The sequence below is a fragment of the Rathayibacter sp. VKM Ac-2928 genome (assembly GCF_022815545.1).
Lineage (GTDB): Bacteria > Actinomycetota > Actinomycetes > Actinomycetales > Microbacteriaceae > Rathayibacter > Rathayibacter festucae.
On record NZ_JALGRU010000001.1, the window covers coordinates 1,444,214 to 1,470,721 of the forward strand.

Here is a 26,508-nt window from a genome sequence, read left to right on the forward strand (position 1 = left end):
GCGCTCGCCCGTGACGCGCTCGCCCGTGACCCGCCGGCCGGTGACGCTCTCCGCGGGAGTCCCCCGCTGGGTCGTCGCCGTCGCGGTCGTCGGCGGCGCCTTCGTGCTGCTGCCGCTGGTCGGCATCCTCACCCGCGTCGACTGGGCCGTATTCGTCCCGCTGATCACCTCGGATTCCTCGATCGCGGCGCTCCTGCTGAGCCTGCGCACCGCCGCCGCCGCCACCGCACTCTGCCTCGTGATCGGCGTGCCGATGGCGCTGACCCTCGCGCGCACCTCCTTCCCCGGCCAGGGCCTGGTGCGCGCCCTCGTGCTGCTCCCGCTCGTGCTCCCCCCGGTGGTCGGCGGCATCGCCCTGCTCTACACCTTCGGGCGGCTCGGCCTGCTCGGCGGCGCCCTCGAGGCGCTCGGGATCCGGATCGCGTTCTCCACCACCGCGGTGATCCTCGCGCAGACCTTCGTCGCCCTGCCGTTCCTCGTGCTCAGCCTCGAGGGGGCGCTCCGCTCGGCCGGCGACCGCTACGAGAGCGTCGCCGCGACCCTCGGCGCCCGGCCCTCGACCGTGCTGCGCCGGGTCACCCTGCCCCTGATCCTGCCCGGGCTGCTCTCCGGCGCGATCCTCTCCTTCGCCCGCGCGCTCGGCGAGTTCGGCGCGACGCTGACCTTCGCCGGCAGCCTGCAGGGCGTCACCCGCACGCTGCCGCTCGAGATCTACCTGCAGCGCGAGACCGACCCGGACGCCGCGGTCGCCCTCTCGCTGGTGCTGGTCGTCGTCGCGGTCCTCGTGATCGGGCTCGCGCACCGCCGGCCGCGCGCCGCCCGGACGGAGGTGCGCCCGTGACGCTCGAGATCGACGCGCGGCTGCACGCCCGCGGCGTCGACGTCGCGCTGCGGGTCGAGACCGGGACGACCACGGCCGTCCTCGGCCCGAACGGCGCCGGCAAGTCCACGCTCGTCGGGCTGCTCGCCGGCCTCCTCCGCGCCGACGACGGACACGCGACCCTGGCCGGAGCGACCCTGTTCGACTCCGCCCGCCGCCTGCACCTGCCGCCGCACCGCCGCAGCGTCGCCCTGCTCGCCCAGGAACCACTGCTGTTCCCGCACCTCAGCGTGCTCGACAACGTCGCCTTCGGCCCGCGCAGCACCGGCGCCGGCCGCTCCGCCGCGGCCGAGACCGCGCGCACCTGGCTCGAGGCCGTCGACGCCGTCGACCTCGCCGACCGCCGGCCGGCGCAGCTCTCGGGCGGGCAGGCGCAGCGGGTGGCCGTCGCCCGGGCGCTCGCTCCGAGCCCGGAGCTGCTGCTGCTCGACGAGCCGATGGCCGCGCTGGACGTCGCGGTCGCCCCGCTGCTGCGGCGGATGCTGCGCCGCGTCCTGCCCGGGCGGACCACGATCCTGATCACCCACGACGTGCTCGACGCCTACACGCTGGCCGACCGCGTCGTGGTGCTGCACGGCGGTCGGGTGATCGAGGACGGCCCCACCCACGAGGTGCTGGAGCGGCCGCAGAGCCCGTTCACCGCCGAGCTGGCGGCGCTCAATCTGCTGACGGGCACGGCGACCGGCACCGGGCTGCGGACCGACGACGGCGTGGAGCTGCGCGCGGCGGGCTCCGTCGCCGCGGGCGTGCGGGCCGCGGCCGCGTTCCGGCCCGCCTCCGTGACGGTCGCGCCGGCCCTGCCGGGAGCGCCGGGCGCAGGCCGGGTCCGCGCCCGCATCCGCGACCTCGAGCGGCGCGGCGACCTCGTGCGGGTGCGCGCCGCCGGCATCGCGGCCGACCTCTCCCCCGCTCAGCTCGCCGCCCTCGGCGCGGGGATCGACGACGAGGTCGACTTCGTGATCGATCCGGAGGCGGTCGCGCTCTACCCGGCGCGCGGCGTCGCGGGCGGAGGGTAGCCCTCCGCGGCCCGCCCGAGAAGGGCCCCCTCGTGCGCCCTCTCCCGCGGGTAGCTTTCAGCCATGGCGGAGCGCAGCGAGACCAGGTCCGTGCCGTCGACCGCGATCGACGTCACCGTGAACGGCGAGTCGAGAGCGGTCGAGGTCGACAACCGCACCACCCTCCTCGATCTGCTCCGGGAGCGGCTCGACCTCACCGGCTCGAAGAAGGGCTGCGATCACGGCCAGTGCGGCGCCTGCACCGTGCTGCTCGACGGACGCCGGACCAACAGCTGCCTCGTGCTGGCGGTGTCGCTGGACGGCCGCGAGGTCACCACGATCGAGGGCCTGGCCGACGGCGACGACCTGCATCCGGTGCAGCGGGCGTTCCTCGAGCGCGACGCCTACCAGTGCGGCTACTGCACGCCGGGGCAGATCTGCTCGGTGGTCGGGATGCTCGCCGAGGCGCGCGCGGGCATGCCCAGCCACGTCACCGCCGAGCTCGGCACCGAGAACGTGGTCCTCGACGACGAGGAGGTGCGCGAGCGGATGAGCGGCAACCTCTGCCGCTGCGGCGCCTACGCCAACATCGTGCCCGCCGTCCACGACGCGGCGGAGCACCCGAGCGAGACGGAGACCGCGCGATGAGGACCTTCGAGTACCAGCGGGCCGCGGACGTCGCCGACGCCGTGCGCCTGCTCGCCGCGTCCCCCGAGGCGAAGCCGCTCGCGGGCGGCACCAACCTCGTCGACCTGATGAAGCTCGGCGTCGAGCGCCCCGCCGCGCTGGTCGACGTCAGCCGCGTCGACTTCGGCGGCGTCGAGGAGACGGCCGAGGGCGGACTCCTGATCGGCGCGGGAGTCGCGAACAGCGACCTCGCCGCGCACCCGCTCGTCCGCCGCCGCTACCCGGCCCTCAGCCGCGCGCTGCTCGCCGGCGCCTCCGGCCAGCTGCGGAACCAGGCCTCGACCGGCGGGAACCTGCTGCAGCGCACCCGCTGCACCTCCTTCACGGACGTGTCGAAGCCGTGCAACAAGCGCGAGCCGGGCACCGGCTGCTCCGCTCTGAAGGGCGTCTCCCGCGAGCTCGCGATCCTCGGCATCGCCATCGGCGCCGACCCCGGGCACCTCTGCATCGCGACCCACCCCGGCGACATGGCCGTCGCACTCACCGCCCTCGACGCCGCCGTCCGCTTCGAGACCGTCGACGGGCCGGCGAGCCTGCCGATCAGCGACTTCTTCCGGCTCCCCGGCGAGCACCCCGAGCGCGACACGAACCTGCCGGCGGGTGCGGTGATCACCGCCGTCGAGCTGCCGCCACTGCCGTTCGCCGCGACCTCCACCTACCGCAAGGCCCGCGACCGCCGCTCCTACGCCTTCGCACTCGGCTCGGTCGCCGCGGCGCTGGACGTGACCGACGGGACGGTGACCGACGTCCGCCTCGCCCTCGGCGCGGTCGCGCACGCGCCCTGGCGCGCGCGGATCGCGGAGGACCTGCTCCGCGGCGGCCCCGCGACCGTCGAGGCGTTCACGCGTGCGGCGGAGGTGGAGCTCGCCGCCGCGACGCCGACCGAGCAGAACGCCTTCAAGGTCCCGCTGCTCACGCGGCTGATCGTCGGCGTCCTCGCCGAGCTCGCCGGACTCGACGAGGAGGTGGCGGCATGACCGCGCTCGGCACGGCCCTCGGCACACCACTGGGCACACCGCTGGGCACACCACTGGCCCGGCTGGAGGGCCGAGACAAGGTCACCGGCGCGGCCCGCTACGCCTTCGAGCACTCGCCGGAGGGTCTGCTGCACGCCTGGCCCGTGCAGTCGGCCGTCGCGACGGGCATGGTGCGGCGGATCGACGTCGACGCCGTGCTCGCGCTTCCTGGCGTGCACTCGGTGATCACCCCCGACTCCGCGCTGCCGCTCGAGGACGCGGACGACGGGGAGCTGCAGGTGCTGCAGTCGCACGCGGTCGCCTACCGCGGCCAGGTGATCGCGCTCGTCCTCGCCGAGACGCTCGAGACCGCCCGCGAGGCCGCCGCCGCGCTGCGCGTCGAGTACGTCGACTCCGGGACCGACGTCGTGCTCACCGAGGACCAGCCCAAGCTCTACGCGCCGGAGCAGGTCAACGCCGGCTTCCCGACCGACAGCTCCGACGGCGACGTCGACGCGGCGATCGCGGCGGCGGCCGTCTCGATCGACGCGCGCTACTCCACCCCGGCGCTGTTCAACTCGCCGATGGAGCCGCACGCCTCGGTCGTCACCTGGGCCGACGGGCACCTCGACGTCCTCGACTCCTCGCAGGGCACGAGCTCGGTGCAGTCGACCCTCGCGACGCTGTTCTCGCTCGATCCCTCCGTCATCCGGGTGCGCAGCGAGCACGTCGGCGGCGGCTTCGGCTCGAAGGGCTCGCCGCGGCCGAACGTGGTGCTCGCGACGATGGCGGCCATCCTCACCGGCCGGCCGATCAAGATCGCCTACACCCGGCAGATGATGTTCGCGCTGGCCGGCTACCGCACGCCGACGATCTCGCACGTCCGGCTCGCGGCCGATGCGGAGGGGCGGCTCACCGCGATCGCGCACGAGGCCTTCTCGCACACCTCCACGATCCAGGAGTTCGCCGAGCAGACCGGTGAGGCCACCCGCCACCTCTACGCGGCGCCGAACCGACTGGTCACCCACCGGGTCGCGGCGCTCGACGTGCCGACGCCGCGCTGGATGCGCGCGCCAGGCGAGTGCCCCGGCATGTACGCGCTCGAGTCGGCGATGGACGAGCTCGCGGTCGCCGCCGGGATCGACCCGATCGAGCTGCGGGTGCGCAACGAGCCGGACGTCGACCCCGATTCGGGCTCGCCGTTCTCCAGCCGGCACTACCTCGAGTGCTTCCGCCGCGGAGCGGAGCTGTTCGGCTGGGAGGACCGCGATCCGCGGGCAGGCAGGGACCGCCGCGGCCGCTGGCTGGTCGGCACCGGGGTCGCGGGCGCCACCTACCCCGTGCTCACCTCGCCGAGCGGGGCGCGGGCCACCGCGCTGCCCGGCGGCCGCTTCGCGATCGCGGTCAACGCGACCGACATCGGCCAGGGCGCCCGCACGGTGCTCACCCAGGTCGCCGCCGACGCGCTGGACGTGCCGGTCGACCGGATCGAGATCGTCATCGCCGACAGCGCGCTGCCGCAGGGCCCGGTCGCCGGCGGCTCCTCGGGTACCGGATCGTGGGGCTGGGCCGTCACGAAGGCCTGCCACCGCCTGCTCGCCCTGCTGGCCGACGGGCAGCCGCTGCCCCCGGAGGGCCTCGACGTCGTCGTCGACACCACGGAGGACGTCTCCGGGATGGGCGACTTCGCCCGTTACGCCTACGGCGCCCACTTCGTCGAGGCGCGGGTGGACCTCGACTCGGGCGAGATCCAGGTGCCGCGGATGCTCGGCGTCTTCGCCGCGGGCCGGATCCTCAATCCGCGGACCGCCCGCTCGCAGTTCCTCGGCGGCATGACCATGGGCCTCTCGATGGCGCTGCACGAGCACGGCGCCCTCGACCCGGTGCTCGGCGACTACGCCAACCACGACTTCGCGACGTACCACGTGGCGGCGAACGCCGACGTGCTCGACCTGCGGGCGGAGTGGCTGGACGAGGAGGATCCGCACCTCGCGCCGATGGGCGGCAAGGGCATCGGCGAGATCGGCAACGTGGGCACCGCGGCGGCTGTCGCCAACGCCGTCTTCCACGCCACCGGCGTCCGCGTCCGCGACCTCCCCGTGCAGCCCGACTCGCTGCTCGCCGCCCTCCCGCCGCGCTTCTGATCGCCGCCGACACCTGCTGGTCGAGTAGCCGCGGAGCGGCGTATCGAGACCCACCAGCGTCAGAGGACGAGTCTGCAGACCGCACTGCTGCTAACGGCGGGTCTCGATACGCCCCTGCGGGGCTACTCGACCACCATGATGTCGCCCCCGCGGGGCTGTTCGACCAGCATGATGGGGCGACACCGCGTCCGTTCCCTCAGCACCGAGCCGCGGATCGGCTGAGGCCCGGCAGCCGGCCGAAGGCGGCGACGACGACGGTCGCGGCGAACGGGAGGACGGCCCCGGCGGCCGCGAGGCCGAGCCCGGGGAGGCTCGTCGCGAGCGCCAGCAGCAGGAGCAGCACCGCGCCCAGCATCAGGGTGCAGAGCGGTCGCGCGAGCAGCAGCTGCGCGGTGGTGCGCAGCTGCCAGCGCGTCCGCTCCGCGAAGTGCGCGCGGACCACCCAGAACTCCACGGCGAAGAGCGCGAAGAGGGCTGAGACCACGAGGAGGACACCGGTCACCGCGACACCGAGGCCGTCCACCTCGACGCCGCCGAGGATCCGGTGGTCGACCCAGAGGACCGCGCCGACGCCGAGCAGGGCGCAGCCCGGCACGTTCGCGCGCGGGAACTCGTCGCGCCAGAACCGCGCGAACAGCGAGACGGTCTGCCGGAGCGACCACGGACCGTCCGGGTCGAGCAGCCGGGCGCGATGGACCGCGTGCGCGGCGGCCACCGAGGGGAAGAACCCGGCGATGACCACCCCGCGCAACGTGAAGAGCAGCATCGCCGCCGAGACGACCAGTACGAGCAGCACGACCCGGCAGGCCGCCTCGTAGCGCTCGGCGAGCGACGCCATCAGCCCTTCACCGCCCCGACCAGCACGCCCTTGTCGAAGTAGCGCTGCAGGAACGGGTAGAGCACGAGCAGCGGCAGCGTCGAGACGATGATCACGCCGTACTTGATCTGGTCCGCGGTCTCCTGCAGCTGCTGCGCGGACTGCCCGCCGCTGCCGCCCTGGCCCGCGACCGACTGGTTCGCGAGAAGGATGCTCTGCAGCACGTTCTGCAGCGGCAGGAGTGAGGCGTCGCGGACGAAGACCAGGCCGGTGAAGTAGTCGTTCCAGTGCCCGACGAAGTAGTACAGCCCGATCACGGCGATGATCGCGGCGGAGAGCGGGAGCACGATCCGCAGGAAGAAGCCGAGGTAGGTCACCCCGTCGATGCGGGCCGCGTCGTGCAGCTCCTCGGGGATCGAGGTCTCGAAGAACGACCGGGCGATGATCAGGTTGAAGACGCTGAGGGCACCCGGGAGCACGAACACCCACATCGAGTTCAGCAGCCCGAGATCGCGGTAGAGCAGGTAGTTCGGGATCAGTCCGCCGGAGAAGAACAGCGTGACCGCGAACACCAGCAGCAGCACCCGCCGCGGACGGAACTCGGGCCGGGAGAGCGCGAACGCCGCCGGGATCGTGACGAGCAGGTTCAGCGCCGTCCCGAGGACGGCGTAGACGACGGAGTTCCGGTAGCCGTTCCAGATCCGCTCGTCCTGCAGCAGCCGCTCGTAGCCCGAGAGCCGGAACCCCTCCGGGATCAGCGTGAGCCGCCCCGAGGAGACCGCACCCGGATCGGAGAACGACGCCACGACGATGAACCAGAGCGGGTAGAGCACGGCGAACACGACGATCGCGATCAGGAGGCCGGCGACCGCGTCGATCACCCGGTCGAGCGGCCGTTTCGGCACCGTGCGGCGCCGTCGGCGCGGCGGAAGGGGTGCGCTGCCGCCGGCTCGGGCGTCGGCGACGGCGATGCCGCGGGTGTCCGGTGCAGGGGTCATGGACGTCCTCTCCCTCGGGGTCCAGGGGTCCCAGCGGCGGCTCGCCCCTCCGCGCTCAGAAGACCCTCCGCGCTCAGAAGACACTGGAACCCGTGGCGCGCTTGGCGAGCTGGTTGGCCACGATCAGCAGGGTGAAGTTGATCACCGTGTTGAAGAGGCCGATGGCGGTGGAGTAGGAGAACTGATTGCTGAGGATGCCGATCTTGTAGGTGTAGGTCGCGATGACCTCCGCGGAGGACAGGTTGAGCGAGTTCTGCATCAGGTAGACCTTCTCGAAGCCGACGCTCAGCACCGACCCCATGTTGAGGATGAGCAGGATGGCCGCGGTCGGCAGGATCGTCGGGACGTCGACGTAGCGGATGAGCCGGAGCCGCCCCGCGCCGTCGATCTTCGCGGCCTCGTAGAGCGAGGTGTCGACGGTCGAGAGCGCGGCGAGGTAGATGATCGCGTTCCAGCCGCAGTGCTGCCAGACCTCGCTCACCCAGTAGATCGCCGAGAAGGCGTCCGGCTCGGCGAGGAGGTTCTGCCCCGGCAGGAACCGGCCGAGGAGCCCGTTCTCGGGCCGCAGGAAGATGTTGATCATCGCGACGATCACCACGACCGAGATGAAGTGCGGCATGTAGGTGATCGTCTGCACGAAGCTCTTGAGGCGGCCGGCGCTGATCTGGTTGATCAGCAGCGCCAGCACGATCGGCGCGACGAACCCCATCGCGAGCGTCCAGAGGCTGATCTGCACGGTGTTCAGCACGATCGTCGAGAACAGCGGCGACTCGAAGAACTGCACGAAGTAGTCGAGGCCGACCCACTCCCCGCCGCTGAGCCCGCGCGCGGGGACATAGGTCCGGAAGGCGAGCTGGAGTCCGTACAGCGGCACGTAGGCGAAGACGGCGGTGAAGACCAGCGCCGGCAGCACCATCAGCCAGAGCTGCCACTGGTTGCGCACGCTGCGGAGGGCGCGCAGCGGCCGGGGCGGGACCGGGAGCGGCGCCCCCGCGGGCGGGGTGAGGGGCGCCCCGGCCGACGGAGCGTCGAGAGCCGTCCGCGTCATGACGCCGCGGTCGCGAGGTCGTAGGCCTTCTGCCAGAGCTCGACGTTCTGCACGAGGCCGATCGACTCGAGCTGGGCGACGTACTCGTCCCAGTCCTCGTCGACCCCGCCCTCCGCGATCCACTGCGACGTCTTCTGCAGCGCGTAGTTGAGCACGGCGGTGTCGTTGTTGGCGGCGGTGATCGCGTCCCCGGCGGACAGCCGGACGTAGTCGGGCATCAGGTCGCGCACGTGGTCGTAGTGCGAGTACTGCTCGGTGTAGACGTCGTCCACCTCACGGAGATCGTCGCGGTTCCAGTCCCCGTTCAGGGTGACCGAGTCGGGGATCCAGCCGGCCAGGCGGTCGGCGAGCGCAGGGTCGCGACCGTCCGCGACGGCGGCCCGGTACGCCTCGGTGACCGAGTACGTGCCGTCGCCGTCGTCCGTGACGAACTCGGGGATCGAACCGGTGAACTGCTGGATCGAGTACTTCTCGCTGTAGAGGGCGTCGACCACCTTCCACACGCACTCGTCGCCCGCCGCGGCCGCCGAGACGGCGAGCTTCCCGCCCTCGAACTCGTTGTCCGAGCCGTCCCAGACCACGTCCTCGGCGGACATGCTCGCGGAGGCGGCGGGAGCGGGCATCGCCACGTACTGGTCGCGGAGATCCCCGAAGTCGGCGAGCGACCAGCCGAAGATCAGGCCGATCTGCGCGGTCTCCCCGTCGCCCGCCTGAGCGGCGTAGTACGCCGAATCGTCCTTGGTGAGCGCGTCGGCCGGGATGAGGCCGGCCGCGAGCAGCTCGTGCAGGTACGACACCACCCGGCGGTACTCGTCCGAGACGAGGAAGTTGGCGACCCGTCCGTCGGAGACGTGGATCCCCTGCGCCGACGGACCCTTGTTGAACGAGGTCGCGATGCCGGTGGAGTTCAGCAGCAGGAACGGGCTGTACCAGCCGAAGCCGGCCGTCTCGAGGCGGCGGACGTTGAACGGGACCTCGTCCGCCTGCCCGTTGCCGTTCGGGTCCTGCGTCTTGAACGCCTGCAGCACCGTCGTCAGCTCGTCCCAGGTCCGCGGGACCTCGAGGCCGAGGGCGTCGAGCCAGGCCCGGTTGATCATCATGTGCTGGCCGGAGCCGCGGTAGCCGCTGCCGCGGGACGAGGAGAGCGAGTGGATCTCGCCCTTCTCGTTCTCGACCAGCCGGCGCGCGTCGGGCTTCTCCTCGAAGAACCGCCGCACGTTCGGCAGGTCGTCCAGGTGCGGCGCGATGTCCTCGAAGAGGCCCGGGTACTGCACCGCGTCGTTCGCGCCGACCGCCCGGAGCGCGATGTCCGGCACGTCCCCCGCGGCGAGCGAGGGGTTCTTCTGCTGGGTCCACGCGGTGTCGTCGATCGTGTTCCAGTTCACCGCGCAGCCGGTCTCGGCCGCGAGCGCCGCGGCCCAGGGCGTCTCGCTGACCGGCACCTGCGCCGTGCTCTGCGCGACGAGGACGTCGACGGCGCCGTCGTCGGCGGCCGGACCGCTGTCGGTGCAGGCCGCCAGGCCCGCCGTCAGCGCGAGCGCGGTCGCTCCGGCGAGCGATCGCCGGACCAGGGTGTTCGAGACGAGGGGCATGGTGGTCTTCTCCATCGAAGGGTGAGCGGCAGGGGAACGCGGCAGCCGTGACCGTTCACGTGAACGGTCACGGACCACGAGTGCCCACACGCTAAGCTGGCGGCCGTCGACCTGTCAAGGCAGCTGTCGCCGAAGACGCGAGGCGCTGTCGCCATATGCGTGTTGCCAGACGAGACTGAGAGAAGGAGGGCCGCTGTGGACCGCTCCGGCGAACCGCCGATGCCCCCTCGTCCACCGAGAGACCTGCCGGTTCGCCGCGCCACCATCCGCGACGTCGCCCGCGAGGCCGGCGTCTCGCGGCAGACCGTGACGCGCGCGATGAACGGCATGTCCGAGATCAGCGCCGCCACCCGCGAGCGCGTGCTCGCCGTGAGCGAGGCCCTCGGCTACGTCCCCAGCCGGTTCGCCGCCAACATGGCCCGGCAGAAGAGCATCGCGGTCGGCCTCGTGATCACCTCGCTGCGGAACCCGTACTACACCGACCTCGCCGCCGACCTGCTGGAGGAGTTCGCCGCGCGCGGCTGGCAGGTCGTCGTCGTCGCCGAGACGAACGAGTCCGAGGAGCAGATCGTGGCGGACCTGGCCACCCAGGTCGACGTCATCGTCGGCTATCTCGCCCGGGAGAGCCTGGAGTCGATCCGCCGGGCGGCGCGCGGGGTGCCGGTCCTGCTGATCGAGCGCGACGACGAGCTGCCGGGCGTGCACGCCATCGCCGTGGACTTCGCGCCCGGGATGCGCGCGCTGGTCGACGGGCTGCGCGAGCGCGGGGCGCGCACCATCGGGATGCTCGACCACGCCGAGCCCGACGAGTACGCCCCGAGCGCGCGCCGGCTGCGATTCGAGGAGTGCCTCGCGCCCGGCGAGGCCGCGCTCGTCGCGACCGGCGGCGACACCATCGCCGGCGGAGCCGACGCCTTCGGCGAGCTGCTGGCCGCGCACCCCGAGGTCGACGCCGTCATCGCGTTCAACGACATGATGGCGCTCGGCGCCCTGCAGCGCGCGAGCCGCCTCGGGCTCGAGGTGCCGCGCGACGTCCGCATCGCGGGGATCGACGGCCTGAGCCTGGGCGCGGCGATGCTCCCGAGCCTGACCTCGCTCACCATCGATCGCGCGCTGATCGCCCGGGCGGCGGCGCTCCGGCTGGCGGAGCTGCTGTCCCCCGCCGGCGGAGGCCCGGGCGGTGCGGGTGCCGCGGATCCGATGACGGTCGTCACGCCGTGGCCGGAGTGGCGGGACAGCGCATGAGGATCACCGCTCCGGCCCCCCGCTGGCACCGGCCGCGGGAGCGCGCCCTAGCCGACGGCCGTCGGCCGGTCAACGCGGTCATCCCGATCCGCTCCGCTCCGTACGCTGAGGATCCGGGCCGAGAGGCCCCACGAGACGGGGGAACCATGCTGCAGGTGACGGTGTCCGAGCGGACGTACCTCCTCGCCGCGGACGCGACGATGGAGCGGACCAAGCAGGACGTGCTCGAAGCGATGCGCACCGCCCCGGCCTTCCTGTCCCTGACGACGGTGCTCGGCGGGCAGGTCGAGGTGCTGCTGACCGCGGCCAGCTCGGTCGTGCTCGAGCTGCACGACGAGGCCCCGCTCCCGACGGCCCCGCACGGCGACGCGGCGCCGGACTACGACGACCTCTACGGCGTCGACTACCTCTGACCCGAGGGCGTGTCGGAGGTCGGTCGTAGACTGACGTCCCCATGCGCAGACACAGCCTGACCCCGCGTCCCGACTGGCGAGCCCGCTGCGACGAGGTCGGCTTCAGCTTCTACGACCTCCCCTCGGAGGGCGGCCGGCCCTACTGGAACGAGTCGGCGGCCTACGGCTTCGCGCTCGCCGAGATCGAGCTGCTCGAGACGGCGACCCAGGAGCTCTTCGACCGCTGCATGGACGCCTGCGAGCACGTCGTCCGCACCGGCCGCCTCGCGGAGTTCGGCATCCCGGAGCGCTTCCACGAACTGGTCCGCACCTCCTGGGACGAGGACGACCCCACGGTCTACGGGCGGTTCGACCTCGCCTACGACGGCGAGGGCACGGTGAAGCTCCTCGAGTTCAACGCCGACACCCCGACCTCGCTGGTCGAGACGGCCGCCGCGCAGTGGCAGTGGCTGGAGGAGACGCGCGGCCCCGAGGCCGACCAGTTCAACGGCCTGCACGAGCAGCTCGTCGAGCAGTGGCGGCACCTCCGCGTCGACCGCTGGCAGCTGGACGAGGGCGCGCGGCTGCACCTCGCCTCGCTGCACGACTCCGGCGACGGCGAGCTGATCGTCGAGGACGCGGACACCGTCGCCTACATGGCCGAGACCGCGGCGCAGGCGGGCTTCGACCCGAAGCTGATCTTCGTGGAGGACATCCGGTACGAGCTCGACGGCGCCGGCTTCCTCGACGCCGACGGCGAGCCGATCCGGCGGATCTTCAAGCTCTACCCGTGGGAGTGGATGCTCGGCGAGCAGTTCGGCGGGCTGCTGCTCGACCGGCGCGAGCGCACTCGCTGGGTCGAGCCGGCCTGGAAGCTGCTGCTCAGCAACAAGCAGCTGCTCGTGGTGCTCTGGGAGCTGTTCCCGGGCCACCCGAACCTGCTCCCGGCCTCCGTCGAGCCGCTCATCGGCACGGCGCAGGTGCGCAAGCCCCGGCTCGGCCGGGAGGGCGCGAACGTGACGATCCTCGACGCGGACGGCGCGGTCGTCGCGGAGAACGGCGGCGCCTACGGCGAGGAGGGCTTCGTGCACCAGGCCCGGGCCGATCTCGCCCGGATCGACGGCCGGACGGTCGTGATCGGCAGCTGGATCGTCGGCGAGACGCCGGCCGGCATCGACGTGCGCGAGACCGGCGGACCGATCACCGGGGACCTCGCGGAGTTCGTGCCGCACTTCATCGAGGAGGGCCGGACCCCCCGCGACGAGCCCCTCTTCGGCCGCCCCGAGCACGCCCGACCCGAGCAGGGCGGCCCCGAGCACGGCCGCCCCCAGGACACGCGACCCCAGGACGCGCGGGAGAAACGCCCGCAGGACGAGGAGACCCGATGACCACCCCCGACGACCGTCCCGAGAACCGCCCCCAGGACGCTCCGCAGGACTCCCCTGCCGGCGACCCGGGCACCACCCGCACCCGCCGCCGCTCCGGCGACGTCGGCATCAGCGGCATCGCCTCCCAGCGCCGCGGGCTCGTGATCGGCGGCGTGGTCGCCGTCGGCGTGCTCGGTCTCGCGGTCGCCTTGAACTCTGCGAACCCCTCCACCGACGGCGTGGTCACCACCGGCGCCGACGGCCAGGACTACGTCATCCCCGAGAACGCCGAGCGCCCGGTCTACGCCAGCCGCGAGGACTGCCTGGCGGACGTCCGCGAGCAGATCGCGCAGCTGCAGGCCCAGGGCGAGGAGGTCGGCGACGATCCCGAGCAGCTCTGCGAGGCGACCGACGAGTACCGCGGGCACTACGCCGGCGGCTTCTGGGTCGGCCCGCTGATCTTCGCGTCGTCGCGCTGGAACTCGACCCGGGCGACGAGCTGGGCTCCGGTCACGACGGGCGGCTTCGCGGCGCGCGGCGCGACCCAGCCCGACGTGGTGCAGAAGGCGCCCGCCGGATCGGCGCCCGGCTCGAAGGCCACCCTCGCGGGCGGCTTCGGCGGCACGGGCAAGTCCGGCTTCGGCTCGCACGTCGGCGGCTGAGCAGCACCTCCGGGGGGAAGCTCGTCAGCGGCGAGCGTCGCGGAGCTGGTCCAGGGCGGCCCGCACGTCGCGCCGCACGTCCTTGTCCGGGTCGCGGACCATCGAGGTCAGCGTCTGCTCGACGCTCGCCGCGAACTCGCCCTTCGCGTCGCGCCCCGAGCCGATCCCGGCGACCGCGGCGGCGACGAGCGCCCGCGCACCGGCCGCGCGGACCCGCGCGTGCTCGTCGGTGGTGAGCCGCGCCAGCTTCTTCTGCCCGCCGAGGACCCGCTCCGCGCAGACCCGGGCGCACATCTCCCGCACGCGCCAGGCCGGGTTGGCCAGCCCGGCGAGGACCGCGTCGGCCGCGGTGTCGTCCCAGACGTAGAGCAGGGCGCGCGCGCCCCACAGCTCCGGCCAGTACAGCGAGGGCGCCCCCTGCAGGACACCCGCCGCGTGCTCGCCGCCGACGGTGAGCAGGAAGGCCTCTCCCTCGTAGCCGCGGGTCAGCAGCGCGGCCGAGCGCAGGGCGACCGCGCGCTCGCCCTCGCGGGCGACCTGGGCGCGCAGGCGCTCCTCGAGCGGATCGGTGAGGGTGACGGAGGGTTCGCTGTCGGATGCCATAGGGCCACCAGCGTAGTCGGGGCGCCGTCGTCCCCGGCGAGGGGGATGCGGCCGCCTGGTCGGCGTCGCTAGCGTGCAGGGATGTCACGAATCACGCGCCACGGCGCTCCCGCGCGCCTCGGCGCCACCGCCACCACTGCCAGCGCCGCCGCCCTCCTCGTCCTCCTCGCCGGCTGCTCCTCCCCCTCCGGCACCGACTCCGGCAGCGACGCCGACACCATCGACACGGCCGCCGCGACCGGCGACACGATCACCGGCGACGGCTACTCCTACTCCGTGCCCGAGGGCTGGGGCACCCCCGACGCCGACCCCGCGAGCATGGGCGCGGACACCCTCGCCGCCGACCTCACCGACACCGACGGCTTCGCCGACAACGTGAACGTCGTCCTCAGCCCCGCCGGCGAGGTCTCCGCCGAGCAGGTCGAGGACGCCGGCGTCACCGAGCTCGAGAACGCCGGGGCGACCGACGTCGAGGCGAACGACCGCGTCGTCGTCGCCGGAGCCGAGTCCGCGCACCTCAGCGCGAACCTCAGCGCGTCGGGCACCAGCTACGCCGTCGAGCAGTACTACGTCACCGACGAGGGCCAGACCTACGTCGTCACCTTCTCGTTCAGCCCCACCGTGGACGACGACCAGCGCGAGGCCGTCGCCGAGTCGGTCCTCGCCTCCTGGGCCTGGGCCTGATCCTGACGTGAGCCTGCTCCGGCCGGCGCCTCAGCCGCGCGGCCGGAGCAGGAAGTCGACGTGCCCGAGCACGGACGCCGCGACGAGCGGCCGCCGCCCGACGACGGGCAGGATGATCGCCCCGAGGATCGAGAGCCCGAGCTCGTCGACCGGGGCGTCGGCCGGGAGCTGCCCCGCCTCGACCGCCTTCGCGAAGCGGTCCGAGAGCGTCTGGTCCACGCCGAACGCGCGGCCCAGGCGCTCCCCCACGGCGGCGTCCTCCGCGCCGGCGGCGATCAGCGAGCGCACGAGCGACGCGCCGGGCTCCGTGCCCGCGAGCTCCAGGATCGGCGCGAGCCACACCCCGAGATCGCGGCGGAGATCGCCCGTGTCCGGGAGCTGCACCTCGATCGCGACGAGCCGGCCCTCGATCATGCAGTCGGCGATCAGCGCGCCGCGGGAGGGCCACCAGCGGTAGACGGTCTGCTTGGAGACCCCCGCATCCTTGGCGATGCCCTCCATCGTGAGGTGGTCCCAGCCGCGCTGCAGGAACAGCCGGGCGGTCGCCTCGAGGACCGACTCGCGTGCCGCGGCGCTGCGGACCGGTCCGCTCCGGTGCTCCGTCATGCGACGAGCGTACAGCGGCTCTAGACGAGACGTACCGTATGATCTAGCGACCGCTGCCGCCGCCTCTCGCGGGCTCCTCTCGATCGGACATCTCCTTGGCCTCCCTGCTGTTCCGTCTGGGCACCTTCGCCGCTCGCCGCGCCTGGGCGGTGATCGTCGCCTGGGTCGTGATCCTCGGCGTCGCGGTCGGCGCCTTCCTCGCGGTCGGCGGCACGCTCACCAACAGCTTCGACATCCCGGGGACCGCGTCCGGCGCCGTCACCGATCAGCTGGCCGAGAAGCTGCCCGACACCGCCGGCGGCACCGGCACCGTCGTCTACCGCACCGCCGACGGCTCCGCGCTGACGGCGGAGCAGGAGTCGGCGATCTCGGCGCTGGCCGCCTCCGCCGAGGACCTCGAGGGTGTCGCCGCCGTCGTCGATCCGTTCGCCGCGCGCCAGTCGCAGCTCGACGGCGCTCAGCAGCTCGCCGACGGCCGGGCGCAGCTCCAGGCCGGGAAGGAGCAGATCGACGCCGGGCAGGCGCAGCTCGACGCGGGCCAGGCCCAGCTCACCGCAGGCCAGCAGCAGCTGACCGCGGCCCGCGAGCAGGCCGTCGCCGCCGGCGCTCCGGAGCAGCAGCTCGCCGCGCTCGACGCCCAGCAGGCGCAGCTCGACACCCAGCAGGCCGAGCTGACCGCGCAGCAGGCGGCGCTCGACGCCTCGCGCACCGAGCTGGAGGCGGGCGCGGCCCCGCTCGACCAGGGCGAGGAGCTCCTCGCCCTCGCGGACGGCATCGGCGTCGTCTCGGCGGACGGCTCGACCGCCATCGTCAACGTCTCCTTCACCGAGCCGCGCCTGGAGCTCCCGGAGGAGGTCAAGCAGGGCGTCATCGACCACTTCGAGTCCGCGCCGGTCGCCGGCGCCGACGTCACGTTCGCGACCGATCTCGCCCAGGGCGTGCCGCAGATCTTCGGCGTCGGCGAGGCGATCGGCCTCGTCTTCGCGGGTGTCGTCCTGATCGTGATGCTCGGCTCGCTCGTGGCCGCCGCGCTCCCGATCGTCACCGCCCTGGTCGGCGTCGGCGTCGGCGTCACCGCCTCGCTCTCCTTCTCGGGCGTCATCGACATGGCCTCGGTCACCCCGGTCCTCGGCGTGATGCTCGGCCTCGCGGTCGGCATCGACTACTCCCTCTTCATCGTCAACCGGCACCGCAAGCAGCTGCTCTCGGGCGTCGAGGTGCGCGAGTCGATCGGCCTGGCCAACGGCACCTCCGGCACCGCCGTCGTGTTCGCCGGCTCGACCGTCGTCGTCGCGCTGCTCGCCCTCAACGTCACCGGCATCCCGTTCCTCGGCCTGATGGGCACGGTCGGCGCGGTCTGCGTCGCGGTCGCCGTGCTGATCGCGGTCACGCTCGCCCCGGCGATCCTCGGCCTGCTCGGCACCCGGCTCCTGCGCCGGAAGGCCCGCTCGGCCGTCGTGCACCACGCGGCGGTGAAGACGGTCGCGCCGATGTCGACCCTGCGCGCGGTCCTCACCGTCGTCGGCACCGTCGCCGTGCTGCTGGTCATCGCGATCCCGGCGCTCTCGATGCGCCTCGGCCTGCCGGACGGCGCGAGCGAGCCCGAGGGCTCGACCAGCGCCCGCTCCTTCGAGATCGTCGGCGACGAGTTCGGCGCCGGCGCGAACGGCCCGCTGCTCGTCACCGCGACGGTCCCCGGCGGGGTCACCGACGACGCGCTGCTCGCCACCCAGGTCGACGTCGCCCGGACGATCGCCGAGCAGGACGACGTCGTCGCCGTGGCGCCCATCGCCGCCTCCGACGACGGCACGCTGCTCGCCTTCCAGGTGCTGCCGACCGAGGGCCCGAACAGCGCCTCGACCGAGGCCCTCGTGCAGGACCTCCGCGCCCTGCCGCCGGTGGACGACGACATCGTCCTCGGCGTCGCCGGCCAGGCGGCCACCAACATCGACATCTCCGAGGGGCTGAACGACGTCCTGCCGACCTACCTCGCGGTCGTCGTCGGCCTCTCGCTGCTGATCATGATCCTGGTGTTCCGCTCGCTGCTCGTGCCGCTGATCGCGACCGGGGGCTTCATCCTGTCGCTGTTCGCGACCTACGGGCTGATCGTCGCGGTCTTCCAGTTCGGCTGGGGCGCCGACCTGATCGGCCTGCACTCGACCGGGCCGATCCTGAGCTTCCTGCCGGTCATCCTGGTCGGGATCCTGTTCGGGCTGGCGATGGACTACCAGCTCTTCCTCGCCTCCGGGATGCGCGAGGCCTACGTGCACGGGGCGAACGCCCGGCTCGCCGTCGCCCAGGGCTTCCAGGCCGGCAAGGCGGTCGTGATCGCCGCGGCGCTGATCATGGTGGCGGTCTTCGGCGGCTTCATCTTCTCGGAGTCGACCATCATCCGCTCGATGGGCTTCGGCCTCGCGTTCGGCGTCCTGCTCGACGCGTTCGTCGTCCGGATGCTGCTGATGCCGGCGCTGATGCACCTGCTCGGGCGCTCCGCCTGGTGGCTCCCCCGCTGGCTCGACAGGCTCCTCCCGGACGTCGACCTCGAGGGCGCCGCGCTCGAGCGGACGCACCCGCACCCGCACGCCTGAGCCCCGCGGCTAGATTGGCGGGATGACTGCCGCTCCGGACTCCCGCGCCTGGCGGCGGTCGCCCGCCACGCCCGACCAGCGCCGGGCCGACGTCGCGACCGCCGCCGTGCTCTTCGGCGCCGCCGTGCTCTCGCTGGTGCTCGGCCGCGCGATCGGGCTGTTCACTGATCCCGCGTCGCCCGCGCTGAGCGCCGCAGTGCTCGCCGTCGTCATCCTCCCGCTCGCGTTCCGGCGGACGGCGCCCGTCGCGGTCCTCGCCGTCATCGGGGCCGCGTTCCTGCTGGTCGGCGAGCTGAAGGTGCCCGAGCTGACGATCAGCAACATCGCCCTGTTCATGGCGTTGTACAGCGTCGGCGCCTGGGAGCAGAACCGGACGCGGGCGGGCTGGGCGCGCGGCGTGCTGGTTGCCGTGATGGCGGTCTGGCTGCTGATCACCTTCTTCCGCGCGAGCACCCAGGACCTCGACTTCGAGGGTGCCGGGATCGGCGCGCTCACCCCGATCGCGGCCTACATGCTCCAGCAGATCCTGATCAACGTCCTCTACTTCGCCGGCGCCTGGTGGTTCGGCGACCACGCCTGGGCCTCGGCCCGCCAGCGCGCCCTCACCGACCTGCGCACCCGCCAGCTCGAGGAGGAGCAGTCCACCGTCGCCCGCCAGGCGATCACCATCGAGCGGCTTCGGATCGCGCGCGAGCTGCACGACGCGGTCGCCCACCACGTCTCGCTGATGGGGGTCCAGGCCGGAGCGGCGCGGATGCTCGTCGACGCCGACCCCGCGAAGGCGCACGAGCAGCTCCAGGCGCTGGAGGGCACGTCCCGCGCGGCGGTCGGCGAGCTCTACCAGCTGCTCGGCACCCTGCGCGACGAGGAGTCCGCGCTCGACCCGGTCACGGCCTCGCTCGATCTGGACGCGCTGCCGGCGCTGGTCGCGGACGCCGAGGTCTCGGGTCTGCGGGTTTCGCTGGAGGTGGTCGGCGAGCCCGTCGAGCTGCCCGCGCTGGTGGGGCTGAACCTCTACCGCATCGCCCAGGAGTCGCTCACCAACGTCCTCAAGCACGCCGGTCCCGGCACCCGGGCGCGTGTCCACCTGCGCTACGAAGGCGAGTCGGTGGAGCTCGAGATCGCCGACGACGGCCTCGGGCGCCCCGGCCCGCGCCGGCAGAGCGGGGGGCTCGGCCTGCTCGGGATGCGCGAGCGCGCGGCGACGCTCGACGGGACTCGAGGCGGGGGCGCGCACGGGCTCCGGCTGGGTCGTCCGCGTCGCCGTGCCGCTGGCGGTCCGGGCATGAGCGAGGGAGCGAGCACGAGCGGTATCCGCGTCGTCCTCGTCGACGACCACGCGCTGATGCGGCAGGGCATCCGCACGATCCTCTCGCTGCAGGCCGGCATCGAGGTCGTCGGCGAGGCGTCCAGCGGCGAGGAGGCCGTCGAGGTCGTGGCGCGCACCCGGCCCGACGTCGTCTGCATGGACGTGGAGATGCCCGGGATCGGCGGTCTCGAGGCGACCCGGCGGATCCTCGCGCAGCCCGGAGCGACGGTCCAGGTGCTCGTGCTGACCACCTTCGAGCGCGAGGACTACCTGCTGGCGGCGCTCGAGGCGGGCGCCAGCGGCTTCCTGCTCAAGAACTCGCCGCCGGAGCGCCTCGTCGCCGGCGTCCGTGCGATCGCGGCGGGCGACGCCCTGCTCGCGCCCGAGCTGACCCGCGCGGTGATCGAGCGCGCCGTCGCCCGCGAGCGGGACCGTGCTCCGCTCGCCGCCCCCGGCACCGCGCCCGAGAACCTGACCGCCCGCGAGACCGAGGTGCTCCGCCTGCTCGCGCAGGGCCTCTCCAACGACGAGATCGCCGAGCTGCTGGTCGTCGGCCGCGCGACGGTCAAGACCCACGTGTCGAACGTGCTCACCAAGCTGTCGCTCCGCGACCGCGTCCAGGCCGTCGCCTTCGCCTACCGCTCCGGCCTGGTCGACCCGCGGCGTCCGTCGGAGGCTCCTCCGTCCTGAGACGGAACGGCCGTTCACCCCCGCGCCGGAGGTGCCGGAGACGCGCCCTCCCTAGCGTGGAGGGGTCAGTCGGATCCGAGGAGGTCGCATGCTCAGCGTGCAGAACATCAGTCGCAGCTTCGGTGCCCATCGCGCCGTCGACGACGTCAGCTTCGATGTCGGGCGGGGCCGGCTCACCGGGTTCGTCGGCGGCAACGGCGCCGGGAAGACCACGACCATGCGGATGATCCTCGGCGTCCTCCGGCCGGACTCCGGCGAGGTGACCCTGGACGGCGCGCCGGTCGGCCAGGCCGCGCTGCACGGCTTCGGCTACATGCCCGAGGAGCGCGGCCTCTACCCGAAGATGGAGATCGGCGAGCAGCTCGCGTACCTGGCCCGGCTGCACGGCATCGACAAGGCCACCGCCGTCCGGCGGGCGGACGATCTGCTCGAGCGCCTCGGGCTGATCGAGCGCCGCCGCGACAAGCTCGAGGCGCTCTCGCTCGGCAACCAGCAGCGCGTGCAGGTGGCGGCCGCCCTCGTGCACGACCCGGACGTCCTGATCATGGACGAGCCGTTCTCCGGGCTCGACCCGCTGGCCGTCGACGACGTCGTCACGGTCATCGCCGAGCACGCCGCCCGGGGCATCCCGGTGCTCTTCTCCTCGCACCAGCTGGACGTGGTCGAGCGGCTCTGCGACGACCTGGTGATCATCGCCGGCGGCCAGGTGAAGGCCGCGGGCGAGCGCGAGGCGCTGCGCGAGCAGTACTCCGGCGACCGCTGGTCGCTCGAGACGGACGGCGACGCGGGCTGGGTCCGCGGCGTCCCCGGCGTCGAGGTCGCGGAGCTGGCCGGCACGTCGGTGCTCTTCCACGCGGACCGGGCGGCGGCCGACGCCGTGCTGCGGGCCGCCGTCGAGCGCGGCACCGTGGCGTCGTTCCGGCCCGTCCGGCCGACCCTCGGGGAGATCTTCCGGGACATCGTGGTGAGCGCGCCCGCGGGCGCCGAGAAGAAGACGGAGGCGGTCCGATGACGACGAGCAGCACGAGGAGGGCGACCGGTGCCGGTACCGGTGACCCGGACGGCCGGCTGAGCACCTGGGGCGCGACGCTCCTGGTCGCCGAGCGCGAGATCCTCTCCCAGATCCGGTCGAAGGCGTTCCTGGTCTCGACGGTCATCACGCTCGTGCTGGTCATCGGCGGCATCGTGCTCGGCAACGTGCTGAGCAGCCGCGCCGCCGACGCGACCCCCGTCGCGGTCGTCGGCTCCGCGGCGTCCTCGCTGGCCGCCACCGACCCCCTCGACGTCACCGAGGTCGGGAGTGTCGCGGAGGCGGAGGAGCTGGTGCGCGCCGGCGACGTCGACGCCGCGCTCGTCCCGAGCGACGACGCGATCGGCTTTTCGGTGCTCGCCCTCGACGAGGCGCCGGAGGGCCTGGTCTCGGCGCTGTCCGTCAGCCCCGCCGTCGAGCTGCTCGAGCCTTCGCCGACGCCGTCGGGCCTGCGGACGCTGATCGGACTGGCGTTCGGGCTGGTGTTCATGCTCGCCGTGCTGGGCTCGGGCGCGACCATCATGCAGAACACGGTGCAGGAGAAGCAGTCGCGCATCGTCGAGATCCTGCTCGCCGCGGTGCCCGCCCGGGCGCTGCTGGCCGGCAAGATCCTCGGCAACTCGGTGATCGGCGTCGGCACGGCCGCCGCGATCGCCGCCGCGTCGGCCCTCGGCCTCGCCGTCACGGGGCAGACCGAGCTGCTCGACCTGCTCTCGGCGCCGCTGATCTGGTTCGTGGTGTTCTTCGTCTTCGGCTTCGTCCTGGTCGCGAGCGTCTTCGCGGCCGGCGCCGCGCTCGTCTCCCGCCAGGAGGACACCGGCTCGGTGATGACCCCGGCGATGATGCTCGTGATGGTGCCCTACTTCGGCGTCGTCATCTTCGGCGACAACCCGCTGGTGATGACGATCCTGTCCTACGTGCCCTTCAGCGCCCCCGTCGCGATGCCGGTGCGGCTCTTCTTCGGCGAGGCGGAGTGGTGGGAGCCGCTGGTCTCGCTCGGCCTCCTCGTCGTCGCCACCGCGGCCGTGATGGCCGTCGCCAGCCGCATCTACACCAACTCGCTGCTGCGGATGGGCTCCCGCGTCCGCCTCCGCGACGCCCTGACCGCGAGCTGACCCCGCCAGATCGACTGCATCGTGCCACCGATGGGGCGGTGCCGACCGCGGTGCCCGAGACTTCGGACTTCCAGCGGATGATCGGTTCTCGGCTCCCGCCTGACACGGGCACCGGCGCGATCAGGAAGAGACGATGCCGGACGCTCGACGGGACGATGCACGCTTCGAGGAGAGGGACGGCGCCGAGCGAGGGGTGACGCGCCGGACCGCCGTGGCGGCGGTCGCGTGGACCACTCCGGTGGTCTCGGCCGCCGTGGCGGCGCCGGGCGCGGCCGCCTCCGCACCGGCCCCGGTCGACCAGGGACCGTACGTCGGGCTCTTCCTCATCCCCTGGCGTGCGGGCGAGTTCCGGATCGATCTGCGGGTGGCGCGGAGCGGCGCAGCCGGAGCCCCCGTCGTGCTCGCCGACGAGGCGAGGGTGGACATCGCGTCGGAGCACGACATCGAGAGCTGGTCCGGCGGGGTCGTCGTCGACGGCCCGCGCGCCGGGCACCTCCTGATCCCGGCCGGCGCCTACCCCTCCGGGGGGACTTACACCGGCAAGGACGGAGTGACCCTCCAGGTCGCGAGGATCGTGGGAAGCGGGTACACCAACTTCACCAGGGAACCCCGGGGACGGTTCTCCGTGACGGCGACCGTGACGCGAGGTCGCGTCCACCCGGGCACCGACCCGAAGGCGCAGACCGCGCTCGGCTTCGGGACCCAGACCGTCGGCCTGGTGAACTGAGCGGACGACCTCTCCCCCGCCCGTTGCTCGACCCCGCGCGTCGACGTCCCGGCGCCAGGTTCACCGCATCGCGCCAGCGATTCGGCGGATCCGGACAGGTGACCGAGCATTGCGGCATCCGTCCGGTCTCGGCGAGCCGAGGGCGCGCGGCACGACGGGTCGCGAGGAGCCGTGCGACCGGAGGGAGATCTCATGTCCGGCAGTCGTTCGGACGGTCCGGGAGTCACCCGCCGCGCCGCGATCGCGATGGCCTGCACGGCGCCCGTCCTCGCCGCGGCGGTCGGCGCCCCCGGGTCCGCCGCAACCGCTCCGCGACCCCTCGAGGCCGGACCGTACGTCGGTCTCTTCCTGGACTCCCTGTCTTCGGGGAACTTCGTCGTCGAGCTCCGGGCAGCGCGCAGCGGGGTGTCCGGAGCACCGGTCGAGCTGCTCAGCGACGCCCGGATGGACGTGACCGCCGAGCACGACGTCGAGCACTGGTCGGAGTGGCTGGTCGTCGACCGCCCGCGCTCCGCCCACCTCGTGGTCCCGGCCGGGCGCTATCGGAGCCACGGCAGCTACACGGACGGGGACGGGCGGGTGATGCAGGTGGCGTCCCTCGGCCCGGGACGGATGTACTGCGCACTGACGCCGGTTCCCCCGGGCGGCTTCCGTGTCACGGCGACCGTGACGCGAGGCCCGGTCTCCCCCGAGACGAAGGGTGAGGCTCCCGCGTTCCTCGGCCTCCCGACCCGGACGATCCTCGTCGACGTCTGAGACCGGCGCCAGGGTCTCGATACGCCCCTGCGGGGCTACTCGACCAGCATGGGGAGCGGCTGCATCGCACGCGGGCCGCCCCGATCCATGCTGATCAGTCATCCATGCTGATCGAGTAGCCCGCACAGCGGGCGTATCGAGATCCACCCTGCTGACAACGGTGGGTCTCGATAGGCCCCTGCGGGGCTACTCGACCAGCATGGAGCTCATACGCCCCTGGAGGGCTGCTCGACCAGCAGGCAGCGCGCGCTACCAGCCCTCGGGGCCCGCGCTTCCGGCCTCGTACTCGTCGAGCGGGGTGCCGCCCTCGGCCCAGTGCGAGAGCACCGGCGTGATGATCCGCCAGCACTGCTCGGCGACGGCGCCCGGCACCGACAGCAGGGTGTCGCCCTGGAGGATGCCGGCGAGCACCTGCGCGTAGGGGTCGAGGGTGGCGGCGCCGGGCTGCGCCTGGAGCGTCGTGCGCTCGAGGTCGGTCAGGTCGTCGGCGCTGTTCACCAGCAGGTCGAGGCTGACGTCGCCGCCCTTGAGCGTCATCCGCAGGACCGTGCCCGCGCCGTCGTCGGCGCCGACCAGGCCGCGCGGCGGGGTCGCGGCGCGGAAGTGCACGGCGACTTCGTGGCGCGGGTCCCCGATCGCCTTGCCGGAGCGCAGCACGAACGGCACGCCGGCCCAGCGGGGCGTGTCGACCTGGAGCAGCAGCTGCGCGAGCGTCTCGGTGCCGGCTTCCGGATCGACGTCGGGCTCGTCGACGTAGGAGGGGAAGAACCGGCCGTCGACCCGGCCCTCGGTGTAGCGGGCGCGGCGCGCGGTGGCGGGGTCGTCGCGCCAGAGGCGGACGGCGCCGAGCGCCTCGGCCATCCGCTCGTGGACGTCCTCGGGTGAGACCTCCTCGGGGCGCTCCATCGTCGTGAGCGCGAGCACCATCAGCAGGTGGCTCTGCAGCATGTCGCGCAGGGCGCCGGTGCCGTCGTAGAAGGCGGCGCGCCCCTCGATCCCGAGCGTCTCATCGTAGACGATCTCGATCTTCTCGATCTGCTCGGCGCTCCAGCTCGCCTCGAGCAGCCGGTTGCCGAAGCGCAGTCCGAGCATGCCCATGACGGTCGCGTTGCCGAGGAAGTGGTCGATGCGCCACAGGCGGTCCTCGGAGATCACGGGCGCGAAGGCGGCGTTGAGCGCGATCGCGTCGTCGAGGTCCTCGCCGAACGGCTTCTCGATCGCGACGACGAGGTCCTCCGGGAGGTCCAGCTTCGAGAGCGAGTCGGCGACCTTGTGGCCCATCGCCGGCGGCAGCGCGACGTAGAGCACGGGCGTCGTCGGGCAGGCGTCGAGCAGGGCCTTCAGCTGCTCCGGGTCGGAGGCGTCGGTGGCGACGAAGCGGGCGCGCGAGGCGAGGTCGTCGACGGTGTGCGCCGCGATCCCGGCGGCCTCGAGGCTCCGGCGGACGAGCCCCTGCCACTCGTCGTCGGACTGCGGGGTGCGGGCGGCGCCGATCAGGGTCAGCTCGGAGTCGCGGGCGAGCTCGGCGACGCGGCCGAGACCCGGCAGGAGCAGCCGCTCGGTGAGATCGCCGCCCGCGCCGAGGATCGCGATGGTGCGGCGGGTGCTCTCGAGAGCGGTGGCCTCGGGGATGCCGATCGGGTCGGTCATGGTGTCTCCTCCTGTGCGGGGTGCGGGGCGTGGTGCGGGTCGGGGTGCTGGGCGTCGGGAGGCGTCGTCACGGCTCACGCCTCGGGGATCGTGCGCTCGAAGAGCGCCGGCCGCTCCACGTCGGGGTCGGGGCCGCTGCGGACGCCGGTGTCGAGGGCGTCGATCCGGGCGAGCTCGTCGTCGGAGAGCTCGAAGTCGAAGACGTCGATGTTCGCGGCGATCCGCTCGGGGTTCGTCGACTTGGGGATCGCGGAGCGGCCCTGCTGCAGGTGCCAGCGGAGCATCACCTGCGCGGGGCTCTTGCCGTGCTCGGCCGCGATCGCGCCGATCGTCGCGTCGTCCATCACGCTGCGGCGCTCGTCGCCCCAGCCGGGGTAGAAGGTGATGCCGCCGATCGGCGACCAGGCCTGGGTGAGGATCCCGCGCTCGGCGTGCTCGCGGCGGAGGTCGGGCTGCGCGAAGTACGGGTGCAGCTCGACCTGGTTGACGGCGGGGATGACGTCGACCTCGGCGAGGAGGCGCGCCAGGTGCGCGGGCGTGAAGTTGCTGACGCCGATCGCGCGCACGCCGCCGTCGGCGAGGAGCTTCTCCAGCGCCCGGTAGGCGGCGACGGTGGTGTCGAAGCGGGACGGGACGGGCTGGTGCAGGATCAGCAGGTCGAGCTGCTCGACGCCGAGCTTGCCGGTCGCCTTCTCGAACGCGTGCAGGGTCTCGTCGTAGCCGTAGTCGGTGACCCAGACCTTCGTCTCGACGAACACCTCCGAGCGGTCCAGGCCCGAGCGGCGGAGGCCCTCGCCGACCTCGCGCTCGTTGCCGTACGCGGCGGCGGTGTCGATGTGGCGGTAGCCGGCCTCGAGGGCCGACTGCACGGCGGCGGTCGTCTCCTCGGGCGCGCTCTGGAAGACGCCGAGCCCGAGAGCGGGAAGGGTGACGCCGTTGTTGAGGGTGAGCTGCAGGGTCATGACTC

The 26,508-nt window shown here is 73.2% G+C and carries 24 protein-coding genes; 16 read left to right on the top strand and 8 right to left on the bottom strand.

All coding sequences use genetic code 11. The features are described from left to right. Positions 1-10: 10 nt before the first annotated feature. The 5 genes from MT350_RS06690 (at position 11) to MT350_RS06710 (ending at position 5,662) form a co-directional block, all read left to right on the top strand. Complete coding sequence (locus MT350_RS06690; RefSeq protein WP_243599263.1) at positions 11-841, top strand: ABC transporter permease; 831 nt, start codon at positions 11-13, stop codon at positions 839-841. Beyond that, positions 838-1,896: a sulfate/molybdate ABC transporter ATP-binding protein gene (locus MT350_RS06695; protein ID WP_243599262.1), complete on the top strand. Its 1,059-nt coding sequence runs from the start codon at positions 838-840 to the stop codon at positions 1,894-1,896. Before MT350_RS06690 ends, MT350_RS06695 begins: the two co-directional genes overlap by 4 nt. A gap of 63 nt (positions 1,897-1,959) precedes the next feature. Beyond that, entirely contained in the window at positions 1,960-2,523 is a 564-nt protein-coding gene (locus MT350_RS06700; protein ID WP_243599261.1) for a 2Fe-2S iron-sulfur cluster-binding protein, read from the top strand. Next, positions 2,520-3,539, top strand: coding sequence for a xanthine dehydrogenase family protein subunit M (locus MT350_RS06705; RefSeq protein WP_243599260.1), 1,020 nt, complete (start codon positions 2,520-2,522; stop codon positions 3,537-3,539). The genes MT350_RS06700 and MT350_RS06705 overlap by 4 nt, the downstream gene beginning before the upstream one ends. Further along, entirely contained in the window at positions 3,536-5,662 is a 2,127-nt protein-coding gene (locus tag MT350_RS06710) for a xanthine dehydrogenase family protein molybdopterin-binding subunit (protein ID WP_243615588.1), read from the top strand. Before MT350_RS06705 ends, MT350_RS06710 begins: the two co-directional genes overlap by 4 nt. Positions 5,663-5,858: 196 nt before the next feature. Here the strand turns inward: MT350_RS06710 and MT350_RS06715 are convergent, their stop codons facing one another. The 4 genes from MT350_RS06715 to MT350_RS06730 all read right to left on the bottom strand — a co-directional run bounded on the left by MT350_RS06715 (position 5,859) and on the right by MT350_RS06730 (position 10,117). After that, positions 5,859-6,500: a DUF624 domain-containing protein gene (locus MT350_RS06715; protein WP_243599258.1), complete on the bottom strand. Its 642-nt coding sequence runs from the start codon at positions 6,498-6,500 to the stop codon at positions 5,859-5,861. Next, positions 6,500-7,477 (bottom strand): carbohydrate ABC transporter permease, encoded by a 978-nt coding sequence (locus MT350_RS06720; RefSeq protein WP_243599257.1) that lies wholly within the window; start codon positions 7,475-7,477, stop codon positions 6,500-6,502. The genes MT350_RS06715 and MT350_RS06720 overlap by 1 nt, the downstream gene beginning before the upstream one ends. A gap of 73 nt (positions 7,478-7,550) precedes the next feature. Next, positions 7,551-8,525, bottom strand: a complete 975-nt coding sequence (locus tag MT350_RS06725; RefSeq protein WP_243599256.1) for a sugar ABC transporter permease — start codon at positions 8,523-8,525, stop codon at positions 7,551-7,553. Next, a complete protein-coding gene (locus MT350_RS06730) occupies positions 8,522-10,117 on the bottom strand; it encodes an extracellular solute-binding protein (RefSeq protein WP_243615589.1) in 1,596 nt (531 codons plus the stop codon). Before MT350_RS06730 ends, MT350_RS06725 begins: the two co-directional genes overlap by 4 nt. A 219-nt stretch (positions 10,118-10,336) precedes the next feature. Between MT350_RS06730 and MT350_RS06735 the strand changes: the two genes are divergently transcribed. The 4 genes from MT350_RS06735 to MT350_RS06750 all read left to right on the top strand — a co-directional run bounded on the left by MT350_RS06735 (position 10,337) and on the right by MT350_RS06750 (position 13,783). Then, complete coding sequence (locus MT350_RS06735) at positions 10,337-11,362, top strand: LacI family DNA-binding transcriptional regulator (protein ID WP_243599254.1); 1,026 nt, start codon at positions 10,337-10,339, stop codon at positions 11,360-11,362. A 146-nt stretch (positions 11,363-11,508) separates the two neighbouring features. Further along, positions 11,509-11,775, top strand: coding sequence for a hypothetical protein (locus MT350_RS06740; protein WP_243615590.1), 267 nt, complete (start codon positions 11,509-11,511; stop codon positions 11,773-11,775). A gap of 41 nt (positions 11,776-11,816) precedes the next feature. Beyond that, entirely contained in the window at positions 11,817-13,142 is a 1,326-nt protein-coding gene (locus MT350_RS06745; protein WP_243599252.1) for a glutathionylspermidine synthase family protein, read from the top strand. After that, positions 13,139-13,783: a hypothetical protein gene (locus MT350_RS06750; protein WP_243599251.1), complete on the top strand. Its 645-nt coding sequence runs from the start codon at positions 13,139-13,141 to the stop codon at positions 13,781-13,783. The genes MT350_RS06745 and MT350_RS06750 overlap by 4 nt, the downstream gene beginning before the upstream one ends. 24 nt (positions 13,784-13,807) lie before the next feature. On the opposite strand, the gene MT350_RS06755 is transcribed toward MT350_RS06750, so the two are convergent. Then, positions 13,808-14,386, bottom strand: a complete 579-nt coding sequence (locus MT350_RS06755; RefSeq protein ID WP_243599250.1) for a HEAT repeat domain-containing protein — start codon at positions 14,384-14,386, stop codon at positions 13,808-13,810. An 81-nt stretch (positions 14,387-14,467) separates the two neighbouring features. Between MT350_RS06755 and MT350_RS06760 the strand changes: the two genes are divergently transcribed. Continuing rightward, positions 14,468-15,070 (top strand): hypothetical protein, encoded by a 603-nt coding sequence (locus MT350_RS06760; protein WP_243599249.1) that lies wholly within the window; start codon positions 14,468-14,470, stop codon positions 15,068-15,070. A 30-nt stretch (positions 15,071-15,100) separates the two neighbouring features. Here the strand turns inward: MT350_RS06760 and MT350_RS06765 are convergent, their stop codons facing one another. Then, positions 15,101-15,676, bottom strand: coding sequence for a TetR/AcrR family transcriptional regulator (locus tag MT350_RS06765; RefSeq protein ID WP_243599248.1), 576 nt, complete (start codon positions 15,674-15,676; stop codon positions 15,101-15,103). A 95-nt stretch (positions 15,677-15,771) separates the two neighbouring features. On the opposite strand from MT350_RS06765, the gene MT350_RS06770 reads away from it, so the two are divergent. The 6 genes from MT350_RS06770 to MT350_RS06800 all read left to right on the top strand — a co-directional run bounded on the left by MT350_RS06770 (position 15,772) and on the right by MT350_RS06800 (position 23,891). Further along, on the top strand, positions 15,772-18,264 hold the full coding sequence (locus MT350_RS06770; protein WP_243599247.1) for an MMPL family transporter: 2,493 nt from the start codon (positions 15,772-15,774) through the stop codon (positions 18,262-18,264). 22 nt (positions 18,265-18,286) lie between these two features. Continuing rightward, a complete protein-coding gene (locus MT350_RS20415; RefSeq protein WP_308197463.1) occupies positions 18,287-20,263 on the top strand; it encodes a response regulator in 1,977 nt (658 codons plus the stop codon). A gap of 88 nt (positions 20,264-20,351) precedes the next feature. Then, a complete protein-coding gene (locus MT350_RS06785) occupies positions 20,352-21,275 on the top strand; it encodes an ABC transporter ATP-binding protein (RefSeq protein WP_243599244.1) in 924 nt (307 codons plus the stop codon). Beyond that, complete coding sequence (locus MT350_RS06790; RefSeq protein ID WP_243599243.1) at positions 21,272-22,408, top strand: ABC transporter permease; 1,137 nt, start codon at positions 21,272-21,274, stop codon at positions 22,406-22,408. The genes MT350_RS06785 and MT350_RS06790 overlap by 4 nt, the downstream gene beginning before the upstream one ends. A 193-nt stretch (positions 22,409-22,601) precedes the next feature. After that, the gene (locus MT350_RS06795; RefSeq protein WP_243599242.1) at positions 22,602-23,135 is read left to right on the top strand and encodes a hypothetical protein; all 534 of its coding nucleotides are present in this window, start codon (positions 22,602-22,604) and stop codon (positions 23,133-23,135) included. Positions 23,136-23,327: 192 nt separating this feature from the next. Next, entirely contained in the window at positions 23,328-23,891 is a 564-nt protein-coding gene (locus tag MT350_RS06800) for a hypothetical protein (RefSeq protein WP_243615591.1), read from the top strand. 249 nt (positions 23,892-24,140) lie between these two features. Here MT350_RS06800 and MT350_RS06805 read toward each other — a convergent pair whose 3' ends face one another. Both MT350_RS06805 and MT350_RS06810 read right to left on the bottom strand, forming a co-directional pair. Beyond that, a complete protein-coding gene (locus MT350_RS06805) occupies positions 24,141-25,541 on the bottom strand; it encodes a glucose-6-phosphate dehydrogenase (RefSeq protein WP_243615592.1) in 1,401 nt (466 codons plus the stop codon). A 74-nt stretch (positions 25,542-25,615) separates the two neighbouring features. Beyond that, a complete protein-coding gene (locus MT350_RS06810; RefSeq protein ID WP_123736984.1) occupies positions 25,616-26,503 on the bottom strand; it encodes an aldo/keto reductase in 888 nt (295 codons plus the stop codon). Positions 26,504-26,508: the final 5 nt, after the last annotated feature.